Here is a 17,080-nt window from a genome sequence, read left to right on the forward strand (position 1 = left end):
ATAGAAATTAGAGTAAAGACTATTTTGCTACTTTAAAGCGATCAAGTAAAACAGCCATTAAAATAACGATACCTTTCACAACTTGTTGCCAAAATGCAGAGACACCAATGATGTTTAATCCATTGTTCAGGACACCAATAATGAGAGCACCAATCAATGTTCCAATGATACGTCCTTTCCCACCAGATAAAGACGTTCCACCTAAGACAACGGCGGCAATAGCATCCATCTCATAACTTGCTCCAGCTGTTGGTTGTGCTGAGCTAAGGCGTGATGTGATAATTAACCCAGAAATGGAAGCCATGATACCTGAGATAGTGTAGATGATAATTTTAACTTTGTTTAACTTAATACCCGAGATATACGCTGCTTTTTCATTACCTCCTAAAGCGTAAACAGATTTCCCGAAGGCTGTTTTATGTAACAAAATATACAAAATAATAAAAGTAAGAAACATGAGAATGACTGGGAATGGGATACCAACAATATAGCCTTGTCCCAAAAATTGGAATAGAAAACTATCGGATAATCCAGCGGTAATTGGGTTGCCGTTTGAATAAACTAGCGTTGCTCCTCTAAAGATAGTCATTGTTGCCAGTGTAACGATAAATGGTGTTAATTTTCCGTAAGAAATGAAGAGTCCGTTTAGCATTCCCAAGATGCCACCTAAGGCAACAGATAAAACGATAGCAATACCAACGGGTACTCCGTGGCCGATTAATCCAGCTGTTAATGCACTAGATAGGGCTAATATGGACCCGACTGATAAATCAATACCGCCAGTCAAAATAACGAAGGTCATCCCGAAAGCGATAAAACCATTTGCAGTTACTTGTAATAATAAATTGAGTAGATTATTGGTTGTGAGGAAATTAGGATTAATGAGTGTGATAATAACCATTAAACCAGCTAATGCAATCAGGGTTGTTAACTCTGATATATATTTCATCATATTTTTCACTTTACTTACCTCCTGTGGCTAGCTGCATAACTTTTTCTTGGTCAGCTTCTTTTCGACTGAGTTCTCCACTGATTCGACCTTCGTGCATTACCATGATGCGGTCACTAACACCTAGAATTTCAGGTAAGTCTGATGATACCATGACAATTGGAACACCTCTGTCTGCTAGTTCATTCATTAATTGGTAAATCTCTCGTTTAGCTCCGACATCAACACCACGTGTTGGCTCATCAAGAATTAAGACTTTAGGAGCAATACCAATCCATTTAGCGAGAACGACCTTTTGTTGGTTACCTCCAGAAAGATTTCCAACCTCTAAATCTGGTCTCCCTGATTTAATGTAGAGGCGATTAATCAATTGTTGCACAAATGTTGTGCTTGTTTTTTCATCAAAGAAACCATGTTTGCTAAAATCTTTAGTGCTAGGGAGAGTCATATTGTCCTTGATATTGAAGTCTAGGATGAGACCTTCATCTTTTCTATTTTCGGTCAAAAAACCAATGCCCTGCTTGATAGCTTGGCTTGGGCTAGTAATAGTGATTTCTTGGTTATCAATTTTCACCTTACCAGACTTCTTTTTATCAATTCCAAAGATAGTTCGCATAACTTCAGTACGCCCAGCTCCCATTAATCCAGAAAATCCAAGAATCTCGCCTTTACGGACATAAAAGGAAACGTCCTCGAAATTATCTCCACAGAGGTTACTAACTTCAAAAGCAACAGGCCCAATTTCAGAATGTTTTTCAGGATAGTAATCTTCCAATTTTCGGCCAACCATTTTTTTAACCAATTCGTCAGAATTTGTGAGTGATGTTTCTTTTGTATCTACAATGACACCATCTCTCATGACGGTTACGAAGTCAGTGATTTTAAAAATTTCCTCCATTCGATGGGAGATATAGACAACGCCCACTCCTTCTTGTTTTAAACCTCGGATAACTCGGAAAAGATTTTCAGTTTCACGATCTGTTAAAGCAGCAGTCGGTTCATCCATTACCAAAATAGAGAGTTGGTTTAGGAGACTTTTGGCGATTTCAATCATTTGTTGTTGTCCAACAGACAAGTTACCAATCGGGATGTCTAGGGGAATAGTCACACCTAATCTTTTAAAAGCTTCAAGTGCTTTTTGTCTCATTAATTTTTGATTGAGTAAGCCAAAAGTTGTCTTGATTTCACGTCCAAGAAAGAGATTTTCCAAGACAGTCATTTCCGGCCAAGTATTCATCTCTTGGTGAATAAAACTAATACCAAATTCCTCTGCTTCTTGAGGGTTTGAAAAAGTTCGTTCCTCGCCATCAATATAAATAGTTCCTGTACTTGCTGGAAAAAGTCCTGTTAGAATGTTCATTAAGGTTGATTTACCCGCACCATTTTCACCCATAAGTGCGTGTATTTGACCAGATTGTAATTCCAAATCAATCTTCTCTAGAACTTTATTAGTACCGAAGGATTTGGAGATATTCCTCATGTCAATTTTCATGGACTAAACTCCTTTCTAGATGATAACACCAGATTGTAGAATAATATTTGAATACGGTGTATTTTCACCTGTACGAATAACTGCTTTGACATCTTGGGTCATTTGTTTTAAATGATTGTGACTGACGTACTCTATGTTAACAGAGTTATCAAGTTTAGCTAATAACCTTGATAATTGATCCGAATTTGCTTCCTTGATTTCTTCTGCTAAAATGACTTTTTCAACTAAGATATTCTCTAAATAGATATCAAGTACCTCTTGGAAACTAGGTATTCCAGAGGTCAAAGACAAATCAATCTTTGGAATGCCATTTGGAACAGGTAGACCCAGATCTCCAATACAAACTTGATCAGTATGCCCAAGGTCATCTGCTAATTTAGCGAGATGACTATTTAATATACCAGTCTTTTTCATAATGTTGGTTGTCCTCCATTTCTTTAATTGTAGGCATGCCACCCTGTGCACCAAATTTTTGCACGGATAAGTGAGCAGCTAGAGTTGCAAAACGTAAGGCATTAGCAATCTTAAATTTTTTCGAGATAGCATAACCGAATGCACCGTTAAAAGTATCACCTGCACCAGTTGTATCAACAGCTTTAGTTTCTAAGGCAGGAATTAAATGGCTTTCTTTTCCATCAGAGTAGATGGCTCCTTTTGTGCCGAGTGTTACAATTAGTTTTTCAGGATATGTGGCTAATATATCCTCTAGTTTTTGGTTTGGGAACAGCTCTTGACATTCGTGTTCATTTGGTGTGAAATAATCGACCTTATCGAGCATCTCAATATCAGTCTTTCTAGATGGTGCAGGATTATAGAGTAATTTAATACTATGTTCTTTACAAAAATTAGCAATTTTCATATTTGCTTGATGAGGAATTTCATTTTGTAATACAACTAAATCAGCTTCTTTAATTATTGACCACTCCTGAGACCACTTTTTAGTATCAACTTTTCCGTTGGCTCCAGGACAGTAAATGATTCGATTATCATTATTATAAAGAGTGATTTGGGCAACACCTGAAGAAGATGGTATCGTTCCCACAAAATCCGTAGTAACATGGTTTTTGTTTAAATTATCCAAAAGAATGGGACCAAAAGAATCCTCGCCAATGGCACCAAGAATAGTAATATTATCTCGATCTTGGCTAAGACGCCCAATAGCGACAGCCTGATTAGCACCTTTACCTCCTGGAACCATTGAAAAACGTTGGCCAAATACGGTTTCTCCCTCTTTGGCGATACGATTGGTTTCCATAACTAAGTCCATGGAAATACTACCGATAATGACAATGTTACTCATCTATTTTCCTCCTTAGGGTTTCACGTTCGACATAATGAACGGGTAATTTAATACGCTTATTGGTAATAGGTAATTGATTAGTAATTTTGAAAATTAATTCAGCTGCTTTTTGTCCCATAATATATGATGATTGGTGAATAGTTGACAACGAAGGGTAGATAAATTGGCTCATTAAAATATCATCATAACCAATAATTTGTACATCTTCAGGGATTCGCTTCCCTCGATTAAGAATCTCGTGTAGGTAGGCAATAGCATGTATATCAGATGGAGCGATAATGCTATCAATATCTGGATGGTGGTCAAGTAAAGTTTTCGCTTCAATTTGAATCTCTGCAAAATCAAAACTGGCACTATCTTCGATAGCAAAACGAGCCCCTTTGTTTAATAGGTAATTTTGGCTTCCTTGAAACCTTTGATTAAGGTTATCAGCTTTATCTAGCGGACCACGAATGAGTAATATATTGGTAGCACCTGCTGTCCAAATAGCTTGAGCTGCTAATTTTCCTCCCTCTTTATTATCAGAGAAAACGCCGTACTGTGTTTCTTGATTAACGCGGTCAACAACTACAACTGGAATATCTATTTCAGGATGATTTTTGGTGAAATCGTGTGTTGTAATAATCCCTGCAGCATTACTTTGTAATAGCACATTTAAGTACTCTTCTTCTAAATGGCTCTTGTTATTTGTGTTGCCAAGCATGACACGATAACCCTGTTCTTTTAGAAATTCTTCAACTCCTCTAGCAAGTCTTGGAAAGAAAGGGTTTGAAATATCGGGAAGTAGTAATCCAACAAGTTGATTTTTTTTGGTTTTCAGAGATTGTGCAAGGAAATTTGGAACATAATGGAGTTCGCGGATAGCTTGCTCGATTTTTTGACTTGCTTTTTGACTAACGTAACCATTTTGGGATATATACCTTGAGACAGTAGATGTTGATACGCCAGCTTTCTCGGCGACTTGTCTAATCGTACTCATAGAAACTCCTTTCTTTTATTGTGGGAACGGTTTCATAATTAGAATTGTAATCGCTTACTAAAAAATTGTCAAGCTATTTTTTAAATAATTTAATGATAAAATATCATTATTTTTAGAGGTCATATTCAAGTCATAAAGCTGTGATACTATGTTCACATCAAAAGATCAAAGGAGAAAAACCATGTCACATGCTTGGAAAGAATTAACCTTTTATAAGAAAAAATACCTCCTGATTGAATTGCTAATCATTGTTATGATGTTCATGGTAGTTTTTTTATCAGGTTTAGCAAACGGTTTAGGTAGAGCTGTTAGTGCTGCTATTGAAAATAACCCAGCTCAAACCTATATTTTGAATGAAGGTGCTGAACAAGTGATTACATCATCTGTATTGACAACTAAAGATCAGACAGATTTAAACAGTTTGAATTTAAAAGATAGTACCACTTTAAATATTCAACGTTCGAGTTTAACTCGACAAGGACATGAAAAGAAAATTGATATTTCTTATTTTGCTATTGATAAAGATTCTTTTATGGCACCTACACTTTCTGAGGGAAAACAACTGACAAGTTACAAAAAAGCTATTATTTTAAATGATAGTTTAAAAGCTGAAGGGATAAAGTTAGGTGATAAAGTGATTGATAAGTCATCATCTATATCACTAACAGTCGTTGGATTTGTCCATAATAGTATGTATGGTCACGGACCTGTGGCATTTATTGATAAAGACATTTATACCGAAATTAATAAAAAGATTAATCCTCAATACCAGTTCTTACCTCAGGCATTAGTTATGAAAAATGATAAAAGTATATCTCATTTACCAACTCAATTAGAAGCTGTTAGTAAAAAAGATGTCATTCAACATATTCCTGGTTATAGTGCTGAACAATCCACTTTGAATATGATTTTATGGGTCCTTGTCGTAGCTTCAGCTGGTATTTTAGGTGTCTTTTTCTACATCATCACACTTCAAAAACGTCATGAATTTAGCGTCATGAAAGCTATTGGGACAAAAATGTCAGAGATTGCCCTATTTCAATTGAGTCAAGTCATCATATTGGCACTGTTTGGTATCATTGTTGGAGATCGATTGGCGATTGCTCTCTCTTATGTATTACCAGCTCAAATGCCATTTGTTATTAATTGGCAAAATATTATTCTAGTATCGTTTGTATTTTTAGTCATTGCAATGATTAGTAGTGCTTTGTCAATTGTAAAAGTTGCTAAAATCGACCCAGTCGAAGTTATTAATGGGGGAGGAGAATAATGTCAGCAATCTTAGAATTAAAACACATCTCAAAACACTATCCAGATGGAGATGAGCTTTTATCAATATTAGATAATTTAGATTTATCAGTTTCTGCAGGTGAGTTTGTAGCTATACTGGGACCCTCAGGTTCAGGTAAAAGCACACTTTTATCCATTGCAGGGTTACTTCTTGGTGCAGATCAAGGTAGTTTGTATGTCAATCATGAGAACGTTACGGATTTGTCTCAAAGACAAAGAACACAATTGCGCCGTGAAGCACTAGGTTTTATATTTCAAAGTCATCAACTGCTTCCTTATTTAACAATCCAAGAACAGTTGCAACAAGAGGCTCGATTTGCAAAACACTATGATAAGAAAACAAGCTTGGAAGAAATTAATAAATTATTATCAGATTTAGGAATAGAGCAGTGTGCACATAAATACCCTAACCAATTATCGGGAGGACAAAAGCAACGCGCAGCAATTGCTAGAGCATTTATTAATCATCCTAAGGTTATCTTGGCAGATGAGCCAACAGCTAGCCTTGATGAAGAACGTGGGCGTCAAGTTACAGAACTTATTCGTCAGGAAGTTAAATCACATAATACTGCAGCTATTATGGTGACACACGATGAGCGCGTTCTAGATTTAGTAGATACCGTTTATCGTTTAAAGGACGGGAAATTAGTTAAAGAAAACTTCTAACTTGTGTTACAATAAGCTAGAGGTGATTTAATGATTAAAATATTAGTTGTAGAGGATAACATTGTTCAACAAAAAATCATTACCACAAAATTAACACAAGAGGGCTACCAATTTATCACTGCTTCAAATGGACAAGAAGCTCTAAATTGTCTAGATACAGAAGAAGTACAATTGATTATAACTGATATCATGATGCCCATGATGGATGGTTATCAATTAATTCAAGAACTCAGGTCAGCTGCTTACAATGTCCCAATCATTGTTATGACAGCAAAATCACAAATGGAAGATATGACAAAAGGGTTTGGCCTTGGTGCAGATGATTATATGGTTAAGCCTGTGCAGTTACAAGAATTAGCTTTACGTATTAAGGCACTCTTGAGGAGAGCTAATATTGTAGCTCAACATCAGCTAATTATTGGGAATACTTGTCTTAATGAAGATGAATTAAGCTTGAAATATTTTGAGCAAGAAATTGTATTTCCTCAGAAAGAATTTAGGGTTCTTTTCCACTTACTTAGCTATCCTAATAGGATTTTCACACGTTTAGAACTATTGGATAGTATTTGGGGAATGGATACTGATTTAGATGAGCGGGTGGTAGATGCTTGCATCAATAAAATTAGACGAAAAGTAGAACACTTACCAGATTTTAAGATTGAAACGGTGAGAGGGGTAGGGTATCGTGCAAAAAATGACTAAGCTAAGGCGATTTCGGTTTCCGTTAAGATTTTATTTCACATTAATGTTTGTGTTAACGATGCTTTTCTCAGTCCTAGCTTCTCTTTTACTAGTTGCAGCAATAGTTTTTACTTTTTTTCAAGGAGTCTTAACTACTCATGTATTACAAGTTAGCGCTCTCGCTGTTGTTTTTTTAAGCCTTGTGATAGCTAGTATTAGTATGTGGTACGGTTCTTATCATTTAACAAAACCAATTTTAGATATTAGCCATATTGTGTCCAATGTTGCAGGCGGTGACTTTGAAGGGCATATTTATCGAAACAGTAATCGTCGTAAATCCTATGAGTATTATAATGAATTGGATGAGCTATCTGAAAGTATTAATCAGATGATTGTTTCTTTATCTCATATGGATCATATGCGAAAAGACTTTATCACTAATGTTTCTCATGAGCTAAAGACTCCGATTGCTGCAGTAGCTAATATTGTAGAACTATTACAAGATCCAGAATTAGATGAAGAAACACAAAGTGAGTTATTAGGTCTTGTTAAAACAGAGAGCCTAAGGTTAACAAGATTATGTGATACGATGTTGCAAATGTCGCGCGTGGATAATCAGGAGACTATTGGGGAGCTATCCTCTGTTCGTGTAGATGAACAAATTCGTCAAGCAATGATTAGTTTAACAGAACGTTGGCAAGCTAAAAGGATAAATTTTCAACTGGATTCAAAACCATATACTGTTTACTCAAACTCTGACTTGCTGATGCAAGTTTGGATAAACCTTTTAGATAATGCAATAAAATATTCCGAGGATATTGTAGACTTAAGTGTACGAATGGAAGAAACTAATAATCATTATCTGAGAGTTATTATTTCTGATAAAGGTAGGGGAATTTCTCAATATGATGTTCAGCATATATTTGATAAATTTTACCAAGCGGATCAGTCGCATAATCAACAAGGAAATGGATTAGGACTAGCAATAGTTAAACGTATAATTGTTCTTTGTAAGGGACATATTAGTGTCTCCAGTCAGTTGGAAATTGGAACAGAATTTTGTGTAGAACTACCTTTATCATAATTATTTAAAACAATAACTGCCAATTGGCAGTTATTGTTTTATTTGTTTAGAAATAAATATACTAAAAATAGACAAAAACTATAAAAATATTTGATAATAAATATAGCAAGTGTATAATATTACAAAATATAGGAATTTGGAAGGGGATTTTTTATGGGAAAAGAAAAATTAATTTTAGCTTATTCTGGTGGTTTAGATACCTCTGTTGCTATAGCTTGGTTAAAAAAAGATTATGACGTTATTGCTGTCTGTATGGATGTTGGCGAAGGTAAAGATCTTGATTTTATTCACGATAAAGCTTTAACAATAGGTGCCATAGAATCTTATATTTTAGATGTTAAAGATGAGTTCGCTGAGCATTTTGTTTTACCAGCTTTACAGGCACATGCGATGTATGAACAAAAATACCCGCTTGTTTCAGCGCTTAGTCGTCCAATTATTGCCCAAAAATTAGTTGAAATGGCACATCAAACAGGTGCGACCACAATTGCACATGGATGTACAGGTAAAGGAAATGACCAAGTGCGTTTTGAAGTTGCAATTGCAGCACTAGATCCTGAATTAAAAGTAATTGCCCCTGTTCGTGAGTGGCAGTGGCATCGTGAAGAGGAAATTACTTTTGCAAAAGCTAACGGCGTACCTATTCCAGCAGATTTAGATAACCCTTATTCTATAGACCAAAATTTATGGGGACGTGCCAATGAATGTGGTGTGCTTGAGAATCCTTGGAATCAAGCGCCAGAAGAAGCTTTTGGTATTACAAAATCACCAGAAGAAGCTCCTGATTGTGCAGAATATATTGATATTACGTTCCAAAATGGGAAGCCTATAGCTATAAACAATCAAGAAATGACACTAGCAGATTTGATTTTATCGCTAAATGAAATTGCAGGAAAACATGGTATTGGACGCATTGATCATGTTGAAAATCGTTTAGTCGGTATCAAATCACGTGAAATTTATGAATGTCCTGCGGCAATGGTACTGTTAGCTGCTCATAAAGAAATTGAAGATTTAACATTAGTCCGTGAAGTGTCTCATTTTAAACCTATCCTTGAAAATGAACTATCAAATCTTATTTATAATGCTTTATGGTTTAGTCCAGCTACAAAAGCTATCATTGCCTATGTCAAAGAAACACAAAAAGTGGTTAATGGTACTACAAAAGTTAAGTTATATAAAGGTTCTGCCAAAGTCGTTGCTCGCCACTCGTCTAATTCATTATATGATGAGAACTTAGCAACTTATACAGCTGCTGATAACTTTGATCAAGATGCAGCAGTTGGTTTTATCAAACTCTGGGGACTTCCAACCCAAGTTAATGCACAAGTAAACAAAGGATAAATAAAGGAAGATAAGAGGATGACAAAAAATCATAAGTTATGGGGTGGTCGTTTTGAAAGTAGTCTTGAAAAATGGGTTGAAGAGTTCGGTGCATCAATCAGTTTCGACCAAAAGTTAGCTCCCTATGATATGAAGGCTTCTATGGCCCATGTCACAATGTTAGGCAAAACGGATATTATTAGTCAAGAAGAAGCAGGCTTGATAAAAGATGGTTTAAAAATACTGCAAGATAAATACAGAGCAGGTCAATTGACTTTTAGCATATCAAATGAAGACATTCATATGAACATAGAGAGCTTATTAACCGCTGAAATTGGAGAAGTAGCAGGTAAGCTTCATACTGCACGTTCACGAAATGATCAAGTGGCTACAGATATGCACCTTTATTTGAAAGATAAATTGCAAGAAATGATGAAGAAATTGCTTCATTTACGAACAACCTTAGTTAATTTAGCAGAAAATCATATCTATACTGTTATGCCAGGATATACACATTTACAACATGCTCAGCCGATTTCATTTGGACATCATCTAATGGCTTACTATAATATGTTTACGCGTGATACAGAGCGATTAGAGTTTAATATGAAACACACCAATCTATCACCATTAGGAGCAGCAGCTCTAGCAGGGACAACATTTCCTATTGACCGCCATATGACAACTCGTTTATTAGATTTTGAAAAACCATATAGTAATTCGCTTGATGCTGTCTCAGATCGTGACTTTATCATAGAATTTTTATCCAATGCTAGCATTTTAATGATGCATTTATCACGTTTTTGTGAAGAAATCATTAATTGGTGCAGTTATGAATATCAATTCATCACATTATCAGATACTTTCTCTACAGGATCATCTATTATGCCTCAAAAGAAAAATCCTGATATGGCAGAATTAATTCGAGGGAAGACAGGCCGTGTTTATGGAAATTTATTTAGTTTACTAACTGTTATGAAATCATTGCCGTTAGCTTATAACAAAGATTTACAAGAAGATAAAGAAGGGATGTTTGATAGCGTAGAAACAGTCAGCATAGCTATTGAAATCATGGCTAATATGCTTGAGAAAATGACTGTGAATGAGCACATAATGATGACCTCAACGGAGACTGATTTTTCAAATGCAACAGAATTAGCAGATTATTTAGCAAGTAAGGGGGTACCTTTCAGAAAAGCACATGAAATTGTAGGTAAATTGGTTTTAGAATGCAGTAAAAATGGTTCTTATTTACAGGATATACCTTTAAAATATTATCAAGAAATTTCAGAGTTGATAGAAAACGATATCTATGAGATATTAACTGCAAAGACAGCAGTTAAACGAAGAAATTCATTAGGAGGAACAGGGTTTGACCAGGTTAAAGAACAGATCCTGTTGGCACGTAAAGAATTGAAAGCGGAATGACTGCTTTCTGAAAAAACCTCGTTTAACTCTGTTAAGTTTCTCACGTATTTTCAGTAAAAAACTAGCATTTTTTATAGAATTGTGCTAGAATTAACATGTAAGTGGGCAACGCCCAAAAAATAAATAGGAGGCCTGAATAATGGCAATCGTTTCAGCAGAAAAATTCGTCCAAGCAGCTCGTGATAACGGCTATGCAGTAGGTGGATTTAACACAAACAACCTTGAGTGGACTCAAGCTATCTTGCGCGCAGCAGAAGCTAAAAAAGCTCCAGTACTTATCCAAACTTCAATGGGTGCGGCTAAATACATGGGTGGTTACAAACTTTGTAAACAACTTATTGAAACTTTGGTTGAATCAATGGGTATTACTGTACCAGTTGCTATCCACCTTGACCACGGTCATTACGATGATGCCCTTGAGTGTATTGAAGTAGGTTACACTTCAATTATGTTTGATGGTTCACACCTTCCAGTTGAAGAAAACCTTGAAAAAGCACGCGAAGTTGTTGCTAAAGCACATGCTAAAGGTATTTCAGTAGAAGCTGAAGTTGGTACTATCGGTGGTGAAGAAGATGGTATTGTCGGTAAAGGTGAATTAGCACCAATCGAAGACGCTAAAGCTATGGTTGAAACTGGTATTGACTTCTTGGCTGCAGGTATCGGTAACATTCATGGACCATACCCAGCAAACTGGGAAGGACTTGACCTTGATCACTTGAAGAAATTGACTGAAGCTGTTCCTGGTTTCCCAATCGTGTTACACGGTGGTTCAGGTATTCCTGATGATCAAATCCAAGAAGCTATCAAACTTGGTGTTGCTAAAGTTAACGTTAACACAGAATGTCAATTAGCTTTCTGTCAAGCAACTCGTGACTACGCTGTTGAATTCAACGCTAACGAAGCTGAATACATGAAGAAAAAACTCTTTGACCCACGTAAATTCTTGAAACCTGGTTTCGATGCAATTACAGAAGCAGTTGAAGAACGTATTGACGTGTTTGGTTCAGCAAACAAAGCATAATTAACATAAAACAGATAATAGTTAAAAGCTCACTTATGGTGAGCTTTTTTTGGATTATATGACTTTTTATTAAATAGATACTCTTTAAAGATTGATATGCTTAAGATAATTTCGAATAAATGCCGCTGAATCTGTGAGTTGTTGCTCTTCTTTTGGGCTTAGTGAAAGAGAAATTCTTTCTACAATTCCTACTCTACCAATAATAGCTGGATATCCAAGGTAAACCCCTTCGGACTCATAGAAGGTAGATACAGGTAGTAACTCATGGGAATCATTTAACACAGCTAAAACGATGCGGACAGCTGCGGTAGCGATACCATAACTAGTATATTTTTTACCAAAAAAGACAGTGTGCCCGCCTTTTAAAGAAGCTTCTTTTATCTGTTCTAATTCTTCTACTTTTAATAGTGATATAGCTGGTTGTCCTTTTACAGTTACCTGACTCCAAGCGACAAATTGGGAGTTACCATGCTCTCCTAGATTATAACCACCGATACTCCTTGGATCAACTTGTAGGCGTTGACCAAGCACTCTTTTCATCCGAGCAGTATCCAATAAGGTTCCTGTTCCGATAACGCGTGATTTAGGAAATTGAGTATATTCTTGATAAAGCTGGGTGATGGCATCAACAGGATTAGTAACGACAATAAGGATCCCTCTAAAACCAGATGATTTTAACTTTTGGCTAACGTCGTAGACTTCTTTACTGGTAAATGGTAGTTCAGCAAAGCGATTAGCTTCTTTGTTATTCTGTAGTGAAATATCACCTAAGGCTGAAATCACAACATCAGCATCTGACAACGCGTCATAGTCGTTTAATACTATATTAGCGTGATAAGTAGCATTTGCCAGAGCATCTTGAAAATCAATCATATCAGCATTAACCTTATCAACATTAGTATCAATAAAGACATAATCATCACCAATACCTTGTGCAATAAGAGCGTGTGCAACAGTTGATCCAACGTGCCCCATGCCTATAATTCCAATTTTACGTGTCATATGAAACCTCCTTTGATTATTGTTGTCTATTATAATATTTTGAAAGAAAATGTAAACTAAAAAATGAATTAGAAGGAAGTGTGTCTTATTATAAAAAATATGTAAGCGATTTAGATAAAACAAATGAAAAAGTAATTTTGAAAAGAACTTGCTAGAAGAAGTAAGTTGTGATAGAATAGTCTAGTATGTGGTGCTAGCACATCCGTAAATATTGATCAATATAGGAGGAACTCGTAAAATGGCTAAAGTATGTTATTTCACAGGACGTAAAACAGTTTCTGGTAACAACCGTTCACACGCGATGAACCAAACAAAACGTACTGTTAAACCAAACCTTCAAAAAGTTACTGTTCTTATCGACGGTAAACCAAAAAAAGTTTGGGTTTCAGCTCGTGCGCTTAAATCTGGTAAAGTAGAACGCGTTTAATAAACTGAGAAAGCCTTAGGGCTTTTTTTAGTGTTTCTAAGGCTGATTTGATAGTTAGATACCTCTATTTTTTTACAATAATAGTGAGATATGATAGAATAGAGTGATAAAAACTTTTTGAGGTAGTAGATATGACTGTAAAAATCAATACAAGAGATGGTCAAATTGAACTCTCTGATGACGTTATTGCAACTGTCGTTGGAGGTTCAGCAACGGAAATTTTTGGCGTTGTTGGTATGGCAAGTAAAAGTGCTATCAAAGATAACTTTCAAGCACTTTTGCGTAAGGAAAACTACGCAAAAGGTGTTGTTGTGAGGTCTAGTGAAGCGGGCATCGCAGTAGATGTTTATACTGTCATGAGTTACGGCGTCAAAATTAGTGAAGTTTCAAAAAATATTCAAGAGCGAGTGAAATTCAATCTCGAAAATCAGCTTGGTTTATCTGCTGATATGGTGAATGTTTATGTGCAAAGTATTAAGGTTGTAGGAGAAGATTAGTGTCAAAGATTACGACAAGTTTATTCCAAGAAATGGTACAAGCTGCCAGTACACGTCTGAGTAAACAGGCAGAGTATGTCAACTCATTAAATGTATTCCCAGTTCCAGATGGTGATACTGGTACGAATATGGGGATGACTATGGAAAACGGAGCCAAGGAAGTTTCGGACAAACCAGCGACGACTGTTGGAGAAGTTGGTCAAATTCTTTCTAAAGGTGTATTGATGGGAGCACGTGGAAATTCAGGTGTAATTACATCACAATTATTCCGTGGTTTTGGTCAAAGTATCAAGGATAAAGAAGAATTAACGGGTCAAGATTTGGCACACGCTTTCCAGAATGGTGTTGAAGTAGCTTATAAAGCCGTTATGAAACCAGTTGAAGGAACTATCTTGACAGTATCACGCGGTGCAGCTACCGCTGCTCTAAAAAAAGCTGAAGAAACTGATGATGCAGTTGAAGTTATGCGCGCAACTCTCAAAGGTGCTAAGCGTGCTCTTGCTAAAACACCGGATATGCTACCTGTTCTTAAAGAGGTTGGTGTTGTTGATTCTGGTGGTCAAGGACTCGTCTTTATTTACGAAGGTTTCCTCTCAGCACTGACTGGGGAATATATCGCATCAGAAGATTTTAAAGCAACTCCCGCAACAATGACTGAAATGGTTAATGCAGAGCACCATAAAGCTGTAGTAGGCCACGTAGCCACAGAAGATATTAAATATGGCTATTGTACAGAAGTCATGGTTGGTTTAAAGCAAGGACCAACTTACGTTAAGGAATTTAACTACGAAGAATTTCAAGGTTATCTTAGCAATCTAGGGGATTCTTTACTAGTTGTTAATGATGATGAAATTGTCAAGGTTCATGTTCATACAGAAGATCCAGGTCTTGTTATGCAAGAAGGTTTGAAATATGGATCGCTTGTGAAGGTTAAAGTTGAAAACATGCGTAACCAACATGATGCCCAAATGCAAAAGGTTGAAGTTGAAGAAACTGTCAAAGAAACTAAAGAATATGGTATTATTGCTGTTGTAGCTGGTGACGGTCTAGCTGAGATTTTTAAATCACAAGGTGTTGATTATATCATCTCTGGCGGCCAGACTATGAACCCATCTACAGAAGATATTGTAAAAGCGATTGAAAAAGTAAACGCTAGAAATGTTATTATTTTACCAAACAATAAGAACATCTTCATGGCTGCACAGTCAGCTGCAGATGTCGTTGATATTCCAGCAGCAGTAGTAGAGACACGTACAGTTCCACAAGGATTTACTAGCTTACTTGCTTTTGATCCTGCTAAGTCTCTTGAAACTAATGTAGCTGATATGACAAATAGCCTCTCAGATGTCATTAGTGGTAGTGTGACTTTAGCTGTTCGTGATACAACGATAGATGGCCTTGAAATTCATGAAAACGACATCCTTGGGATGGTTGATGGTAAAATTCTAGTATCTACACCAGATATGGAAAAAGCACTTAAAGACACTTTTGATAAAATGATTGATGAAGATAGTGAAATCGTGACAATCTATGTTGGTGAAGATGGTAAACAAGCATTAGCCGAGACCTTGTCGGAATATCTTGAGGAGACTTATGAAGATGTTGAAGTTGAGATCCACCAAGGAGATCAACCTGTATATCCATACCTCATGAGCGTTGAATAATTGATAAAATAAAAAATTAGGAGAGATACTTCTAATTTTTTATTTTATCAGAGTTTCTATTTTAGTATGATAAAGCATCAGTATTTTGAAAATTTTGACAAATTGTGCTAGAATTGTTTTAAAACATTCATACAAAGGAGATTTATGATGTCATTAATTATTCTTACGGTTATTTTGGTTTTAGTGATTGTTCTGTTGATAACTTCTTTATACGTTGTTAAACAACAGACGGTAGCCATCATTGAACGCTTTGGTAAATATCAAAAGACTGCTACTAGCGGTATTCATATTCGTGTACCATTGGGTATCGATAAGATTGCAGCACGAGTGCAGTTACGTCTTTTACAGAGTGAAATTATAGTTGAGACAAAAACAAAAGATAATGTTTTTGTCACTTTAAATATTGCTACACAATATCGTGTCAATGAAAATAACGTTACAGACGCTTATTACAAATTAATAAAGCCAGAAGCTCAGATTAAATCTTATATCGAAGATGCTTTGCGTTCATCAGTTCCTAAACTTACATTAGATGAGCTATTCGAAAAGAAAGATGAAATAGCCTTGGAAGTTCAACATCAAGTGGCAGAAGAAATGTCAACATACGGCTACATCATTGTTAAGACTTTAATTACTAAGGTTGAGCCAGATGCAGAAGTAAAACAATCCATGAACGAAATCAATGCTGCACAACGTAAACGTGTAGCAGCTCAAGAATTAGCGAATGCTGATAAGATCAAAATTGTAACTGCTGCAGAAGCAGAAGCAGAAAAAGATCGTCTACATGGTGTGGGTATTGCGCAACAACGTAAAGCAATTGTAGATGGGTTAGCTGATTCGATTCAAGAATTGAAAGATGCTAACGTGACATTGACAGAAGAACAAATCATGTCTATCTTGTTAACAAATCAATATTTAGATACTTTAAATACATTTGCTATTAATGGTAATCAAACGATTTTCTTACCAAATAACCCAGAAGGTGTTGAAGATATTCGTACACAAGTTTTATCTGCTCTTAAAACAAGATAATGAACTTTTTATAGAAGCAAAATAACCAGAGCATTTGCTCTGGTTATTTTGTGTCTGACTTATTTATTATAATTGGAGAGACGGAAAAAAGTTATTTTTTACCGTAACGTTTGTACTCATGAATGATTTTCAGAGCACGTTTTCTAGTTTTAATGTTAGGACTTTTAAGTCTGCGATAGGCTGACGATAGGTCTGTTTTTTCAGCCATGATTACCTCCTATAGACAATTTATTAACGTTAACAGA

18 protein-coding genes are annotated in these 17,080 nt (G+C 35.9%); 11 read left to right on the plus strand and 7 right to left on the minus strand.

The window, feature by feature from the left end; translation table 11 throughout:
* Positions 1–19 precede the first annotated feature (19 nt).
* The 5 genes from A6J68_RS01885 to A6J68_RS01905 are packed head-to-tail and all read right to left on the minus strand — an operon-like array spanning position 20 to position 4,720.
* On the minus strand, positions 20–961 hold the full coding sequence (locus A6J68_RS01885; protein WP_000794187.1) for an ABC transporter permease subunit: 942 nt from the start codon (positions 959–961) through the stop codon (positions 20–22).
* 1 nt (position 962) lies between these two features.
* Positions 963–2,441, minus strand: a complete 1,479-nt coding sequence (locus A6J68_RS01890) for a sugar ABC transporter ATP-binding protein (protein ID WP_000687218.1) — start codon at positions 2,439–2,441, stop codon at positions 963–965.
* Between the two features lie 15 nt (positions 2,442–2,456).
* Positions 2,457–2,855 carry a D-ribose pyranase gene (rbsD, locus tag A6J68_RS01895; protein WP_000750738.1) on the minus strand — a complete coding sequence of 133 codons (399 nt, stop codon included), beginning with the start codon at positions 2,853–2,855 and terminating at the stop codon, positions 2,457–2,459.
* Positions 2,830–3,741: a ribokinase gene (gene rbsK / locus A6J68_RS01900; RefSeq protein ID WP_000065861.1), complete on the minus strand. Its 912-nt coding sequence runs from the start codon at positions 3,739–3,741 to the stop codon at positions 2,830–2,832. Before rbsK ends, rbsD begins: the two co-directional genes overlap by 26 nt.
* Positions 3,734–4,720, minus strand: a complete 987-nt coding sequence (locus A6J68_RS01905) for a LacI family DNA-binding transcriptional regulator (RefSeq protein ID WP_000104360.1) — start codon at positions 4,718–4,720, stop codon at positions 3,734–3,736. Before A6J68_RS01905 ends, rbsK begins: the two co-directional genes overlap by 8 nt.
* 181 nt (positions 4,721–4,901) lie before the next feature.
* Between A6J68_RS01905 and A6J68_RS01915 the strand changes: the two genes are divergently transcribed.
* The 7 genes from A6J68_RS01915 to A6J68_RS01945 all read left to right on the plus strand — a co-directional run bounded on the left by A6J68_RS01915 (position 4,902) and on the right by A6J68_RS01945 (position 12,213).
* Positions 4,902–5,990 carry an ABC transporter permease gene (locus A6J68_RS01915; protein ID WP_000017576.1) on the plus strand — a complete coding sequence of 363 codons (1,089 nt, stop codon included), beginning with the start codon at positions 4,902–4,904 and terminating at the stop codon, positions 5,988–5,990.
* On the plus strand, positions 5,990–6,676 hold the full coding sequence (locus A6J68_RS01920; RefSeq protein ID WP_001274148.1) for an ABC transporter ATP-binding protein: 687 nt from the start codon (positions 5,990–5,992) through the stop codon (positions 6,674–6,676). Before A6J68_RS01915 ends, A6J68_RS01920 begins: the two co-directional genes overlap by 1 nt.
* Positions 6,677–6,706: 30 nt before the next feature.
* Positions 6,707–7,378, plus strand: coding sequence for a response regulator transcription factor (locus A6J68_RS01925; protein WP_000590687.1), 672 nt, complete (start codon positions 6,707–6,709; stop codon positions 7,376–7,378).
* Complete coding sequence (locus A6J68_RS01930) at positions 7,362–8,441, plus strand: sensor histidine kinase (RefSeq protein WP_001879097.1); 1,080 nt, start codon at positions 7,362–7,364, stop codon at positions 8,439–8,441. The genes A6J68_RS01925 and A6J68_RS01930 overlap by 17 nt, the downstream gene beginning before the upstream one ends.
* Before the next feature lie 153 nt (positions 8,442–8,594).
* Entirely contained in the window at positions 8,595–9,785 is a 1,191-nt protein-coding gene (locus A6J68_RS01935; protein WP_000514053.1) for an argininosuccinate synthase, read from the plus strand.
* Positions 9,786–9,803: 18 nt separating this feature from the next.
* On the plus strand, positions 9,804–11,192 hold the full coding sequence (gene argH, locus A6J68_RS01940; protein ID WP_000164580.1) for an argininosuccinate lyase: 1,389 nt from the start codon (positions 9,804–9,806) through the stop codon (positions 11,190–11,192).
* 139 nt (positions 11,193–11,331) lie between these two features.
* Positions 11,332–12,213 (plus strand): class II fructose-bisphosphate aldolase, encoded by an 882-nt coding sequence (locus A6J68_RS01945; protein ID WP_001018987.1) that lies wholly within the window; start codon positions 11,332–11,334, stop codon positions 12,211–12,213.
* An 84-nt stretch (positions 12,214–12,297) separates the two neighbouring features.
* Here the strand turns inward: A6J68_RS01945 and A6J68_RS01950 are convergent, their stop codons facing one another.
* Positions 12,298–13,215, minus strand: coding sequence for an L-lactate dehydrogenase (locus A6J68_RS01950; protein ID WP_000197055.1), 918 nt, complete (start codon positions 13,213–13,215; stop codon positions 12,298–12,300).
* A 238-nt stretch (positions 13,216–13,453) separates the two neighbouring features.
* Between A6J68_RS01950 and rpmB the strand changes: the two genes are divergently transcribed.
* The 4 genes from rpmB (at position 13,454) to A6J68_RS01970 (ending at position 16,835) form a co-directional block, all read left to right on the plus strand.
* A complete protein-coding gene (rpmB, locus tag A6J68_RS01955) occupies positions 13,454–13,642 on the plus strand; it encodes a 50S ribosomal protein L28 (RefSeq protein ID WP_001140949.1) in 189 nt (62 codons plus the stop codon).
* A gap of 131 nt (positions 13,643–13,773) precedes the next feature.
* Positions 13,774–14,139, plus strand: coding sequence for an Asp23/Gls24 family envelope stress response protein (locus A6J68_RS01960; RefSeq protein WP_000216444.1), 366 nt, complete (start codon positions 13,774–13,776; stop codon positions 14,137–14,139).
* On the plus strand, positions 14,139–15,803 hold the full coding sequence (locus A6J68_RS01965; protein WP_000036700.1) for a DAK2 domain-containing protein: 1,665 nt from the start codon (positions 14,139–14,141) through the stop codon (positions 15,801–15,803). The genes A6J68_RS01960 and A6J68_RS01965 overlap by 1 nt, the downstream gene beginning before the upstream one ends.
* Positions 15,804–15,950: 147 nt before the next feature.
* Positions 15,951–16,835 (plus strand): SPFH domain-containing protein, encoded by an 885-nt coding sequence (locus A6J68_RS01970; RefSeq protein ID WP_000052520.1) that lies wholly within the window; start codon positions 15,951–15,953, stop codon positions 16,833–16,835.
* A 91-nt stretch (positions 16,836–16,926) separates the two neighbouring features.
* Here A6J68_RS01970 and A6J68_RS01975 read toward each other — a convergent pair whose 3' ends face one another.
* Positions 16,927–17,043, minus strand: coding sequence for a putative metal homeostasis protein (locus A6J68_RS01975; RefSeq protein ID WP_000818733.1), 117 nt, complete (start codon positions 17,041–17,043; stop codon positions 16,927–16,929).
* Positions 17,044–17,080 lie beyond the last annotated feature (37 nt).

The sequence above is a fragment of the Streptococcus sp. 'group B' genome (assembly GCF_002073795.1).
In the GTDB taxonomy this organism is placed as follows: Bacteria; Bacillota; Bacilli; order Lactobacillales; family Streptococcaceae; genus Streptococcus; species Streptococcus agalactiae.

What these genes read in the sequence shown, in the direction of transcription:
- A6J68_RS01890 (WP_000687218.1), bottom strand. Translation starts at nt 2,441, where the DNA reads ATGAAAATTGACATGAGGAATATCTCCAAATCCTTCGGTACTAATAAA.
- rbsD (WP_000750738.1), bottom strand. Translation starts at nt 2,855, where the DNA reads ATGAAAAAGACTGGTATATTAAATAGTCATCTCGCTAAATTAGCAGAT.
- rbsK (WP_000065861.1), bottom strand. Translation starts at nt 3,741, where the DNA reads ATGAGTAACATTGTCATTATCGGTAGTATTTCCATGGACTTAGTTATG.
- A6J68_RS01905 (WP_000104360.1), bottom strand. Translation starts at nt 4,720, where the DNA reads ATGAGTACGATTAGACAAGTCGCCGAGAAAGCTGGCGTATCAACATCT.
- A6J68_RS01915 (WP_000017576.1), top strand. Translation starts at nt 4,902, where the DNA reads ATGTCACATGCTTGGAAAGAATTAACCTTTTATAAGAAAAAATACCTC.
- A6J68_RS01920 (WP_001274148.1), top strand. Translation starts at nt 5,990, where the DNA reads ATGTCAGCAATCTTAGAATTAAAACACATCTCAAAACACTATCCAGAT.
- A6J68_RS01925 (WP_000590687.1), top strand. Translation starts at nt 6,707, where the DNA reads ATGATTAAAATATTAGTTGTAGAGGATAACATTGTTCAACAAAAAATC.
- A6J68_RS01935 (WP_000514053.1), top strand. Translation starts at nt 8,595, where the DNA reads ATGGGAAAAGAAAAATTAATTTTAGCTTATTCTGGTGGTTTAGATACC.
- argH (WP_000164580.1), top strand. Translation starts at nt 9,804, where the DNA reads ATGACAAAAAATCATAAGTTATGGGGTGGTCGTTTTGAAAGTAGTCTT.
- A6J68_RS01945 (WP_001018987.1), top strand. Translation starts at nt 11,332, where the DNA reads ATGGCAATCGTTTCAGCAGAAAAATTCGTCCAAGCAGCTCGTGATAAC.
- A6J68_RS01950 (WP_000197055.1), bottom strand. Translation starts at nt 13,215, where the DNA reads ATGACACGTAAAATTGGAATTATAGGCATGGGGCACGTTGGATCAACT.
- rpmB (WP_001140949.1), top strand. Translation starts at nt 13,454, where the DNA reads ATGGCTAAAGTATGTTATTTCACAGGACGTAAAACAGTTTCTGGTAAC.
- A6J68_RS01960 (WP_000216444.1), top strand. Translation starts at nt 13,774, where the DNA reads ATGACTGTAAAAATCAATACAAGAGATGGTCAAATTGAACTCTCTGAT.
- A6J68_RS01970 (WP_000052520.1), top strand. Translation starts at nt 15,951, where the DNA reads ATGTCATTAATTATTCTTACGGTTATTTTGGTTTTAGTGATTGTTCTG.
- A6J68_RS01975 (WP_000818733.1), bottom strand. Translation starts at nt 17,043, where the DNA reads ATGGCTGAAAAAACAGACCTATCGTCAGCCTATCGCAGACTTAAAAGT.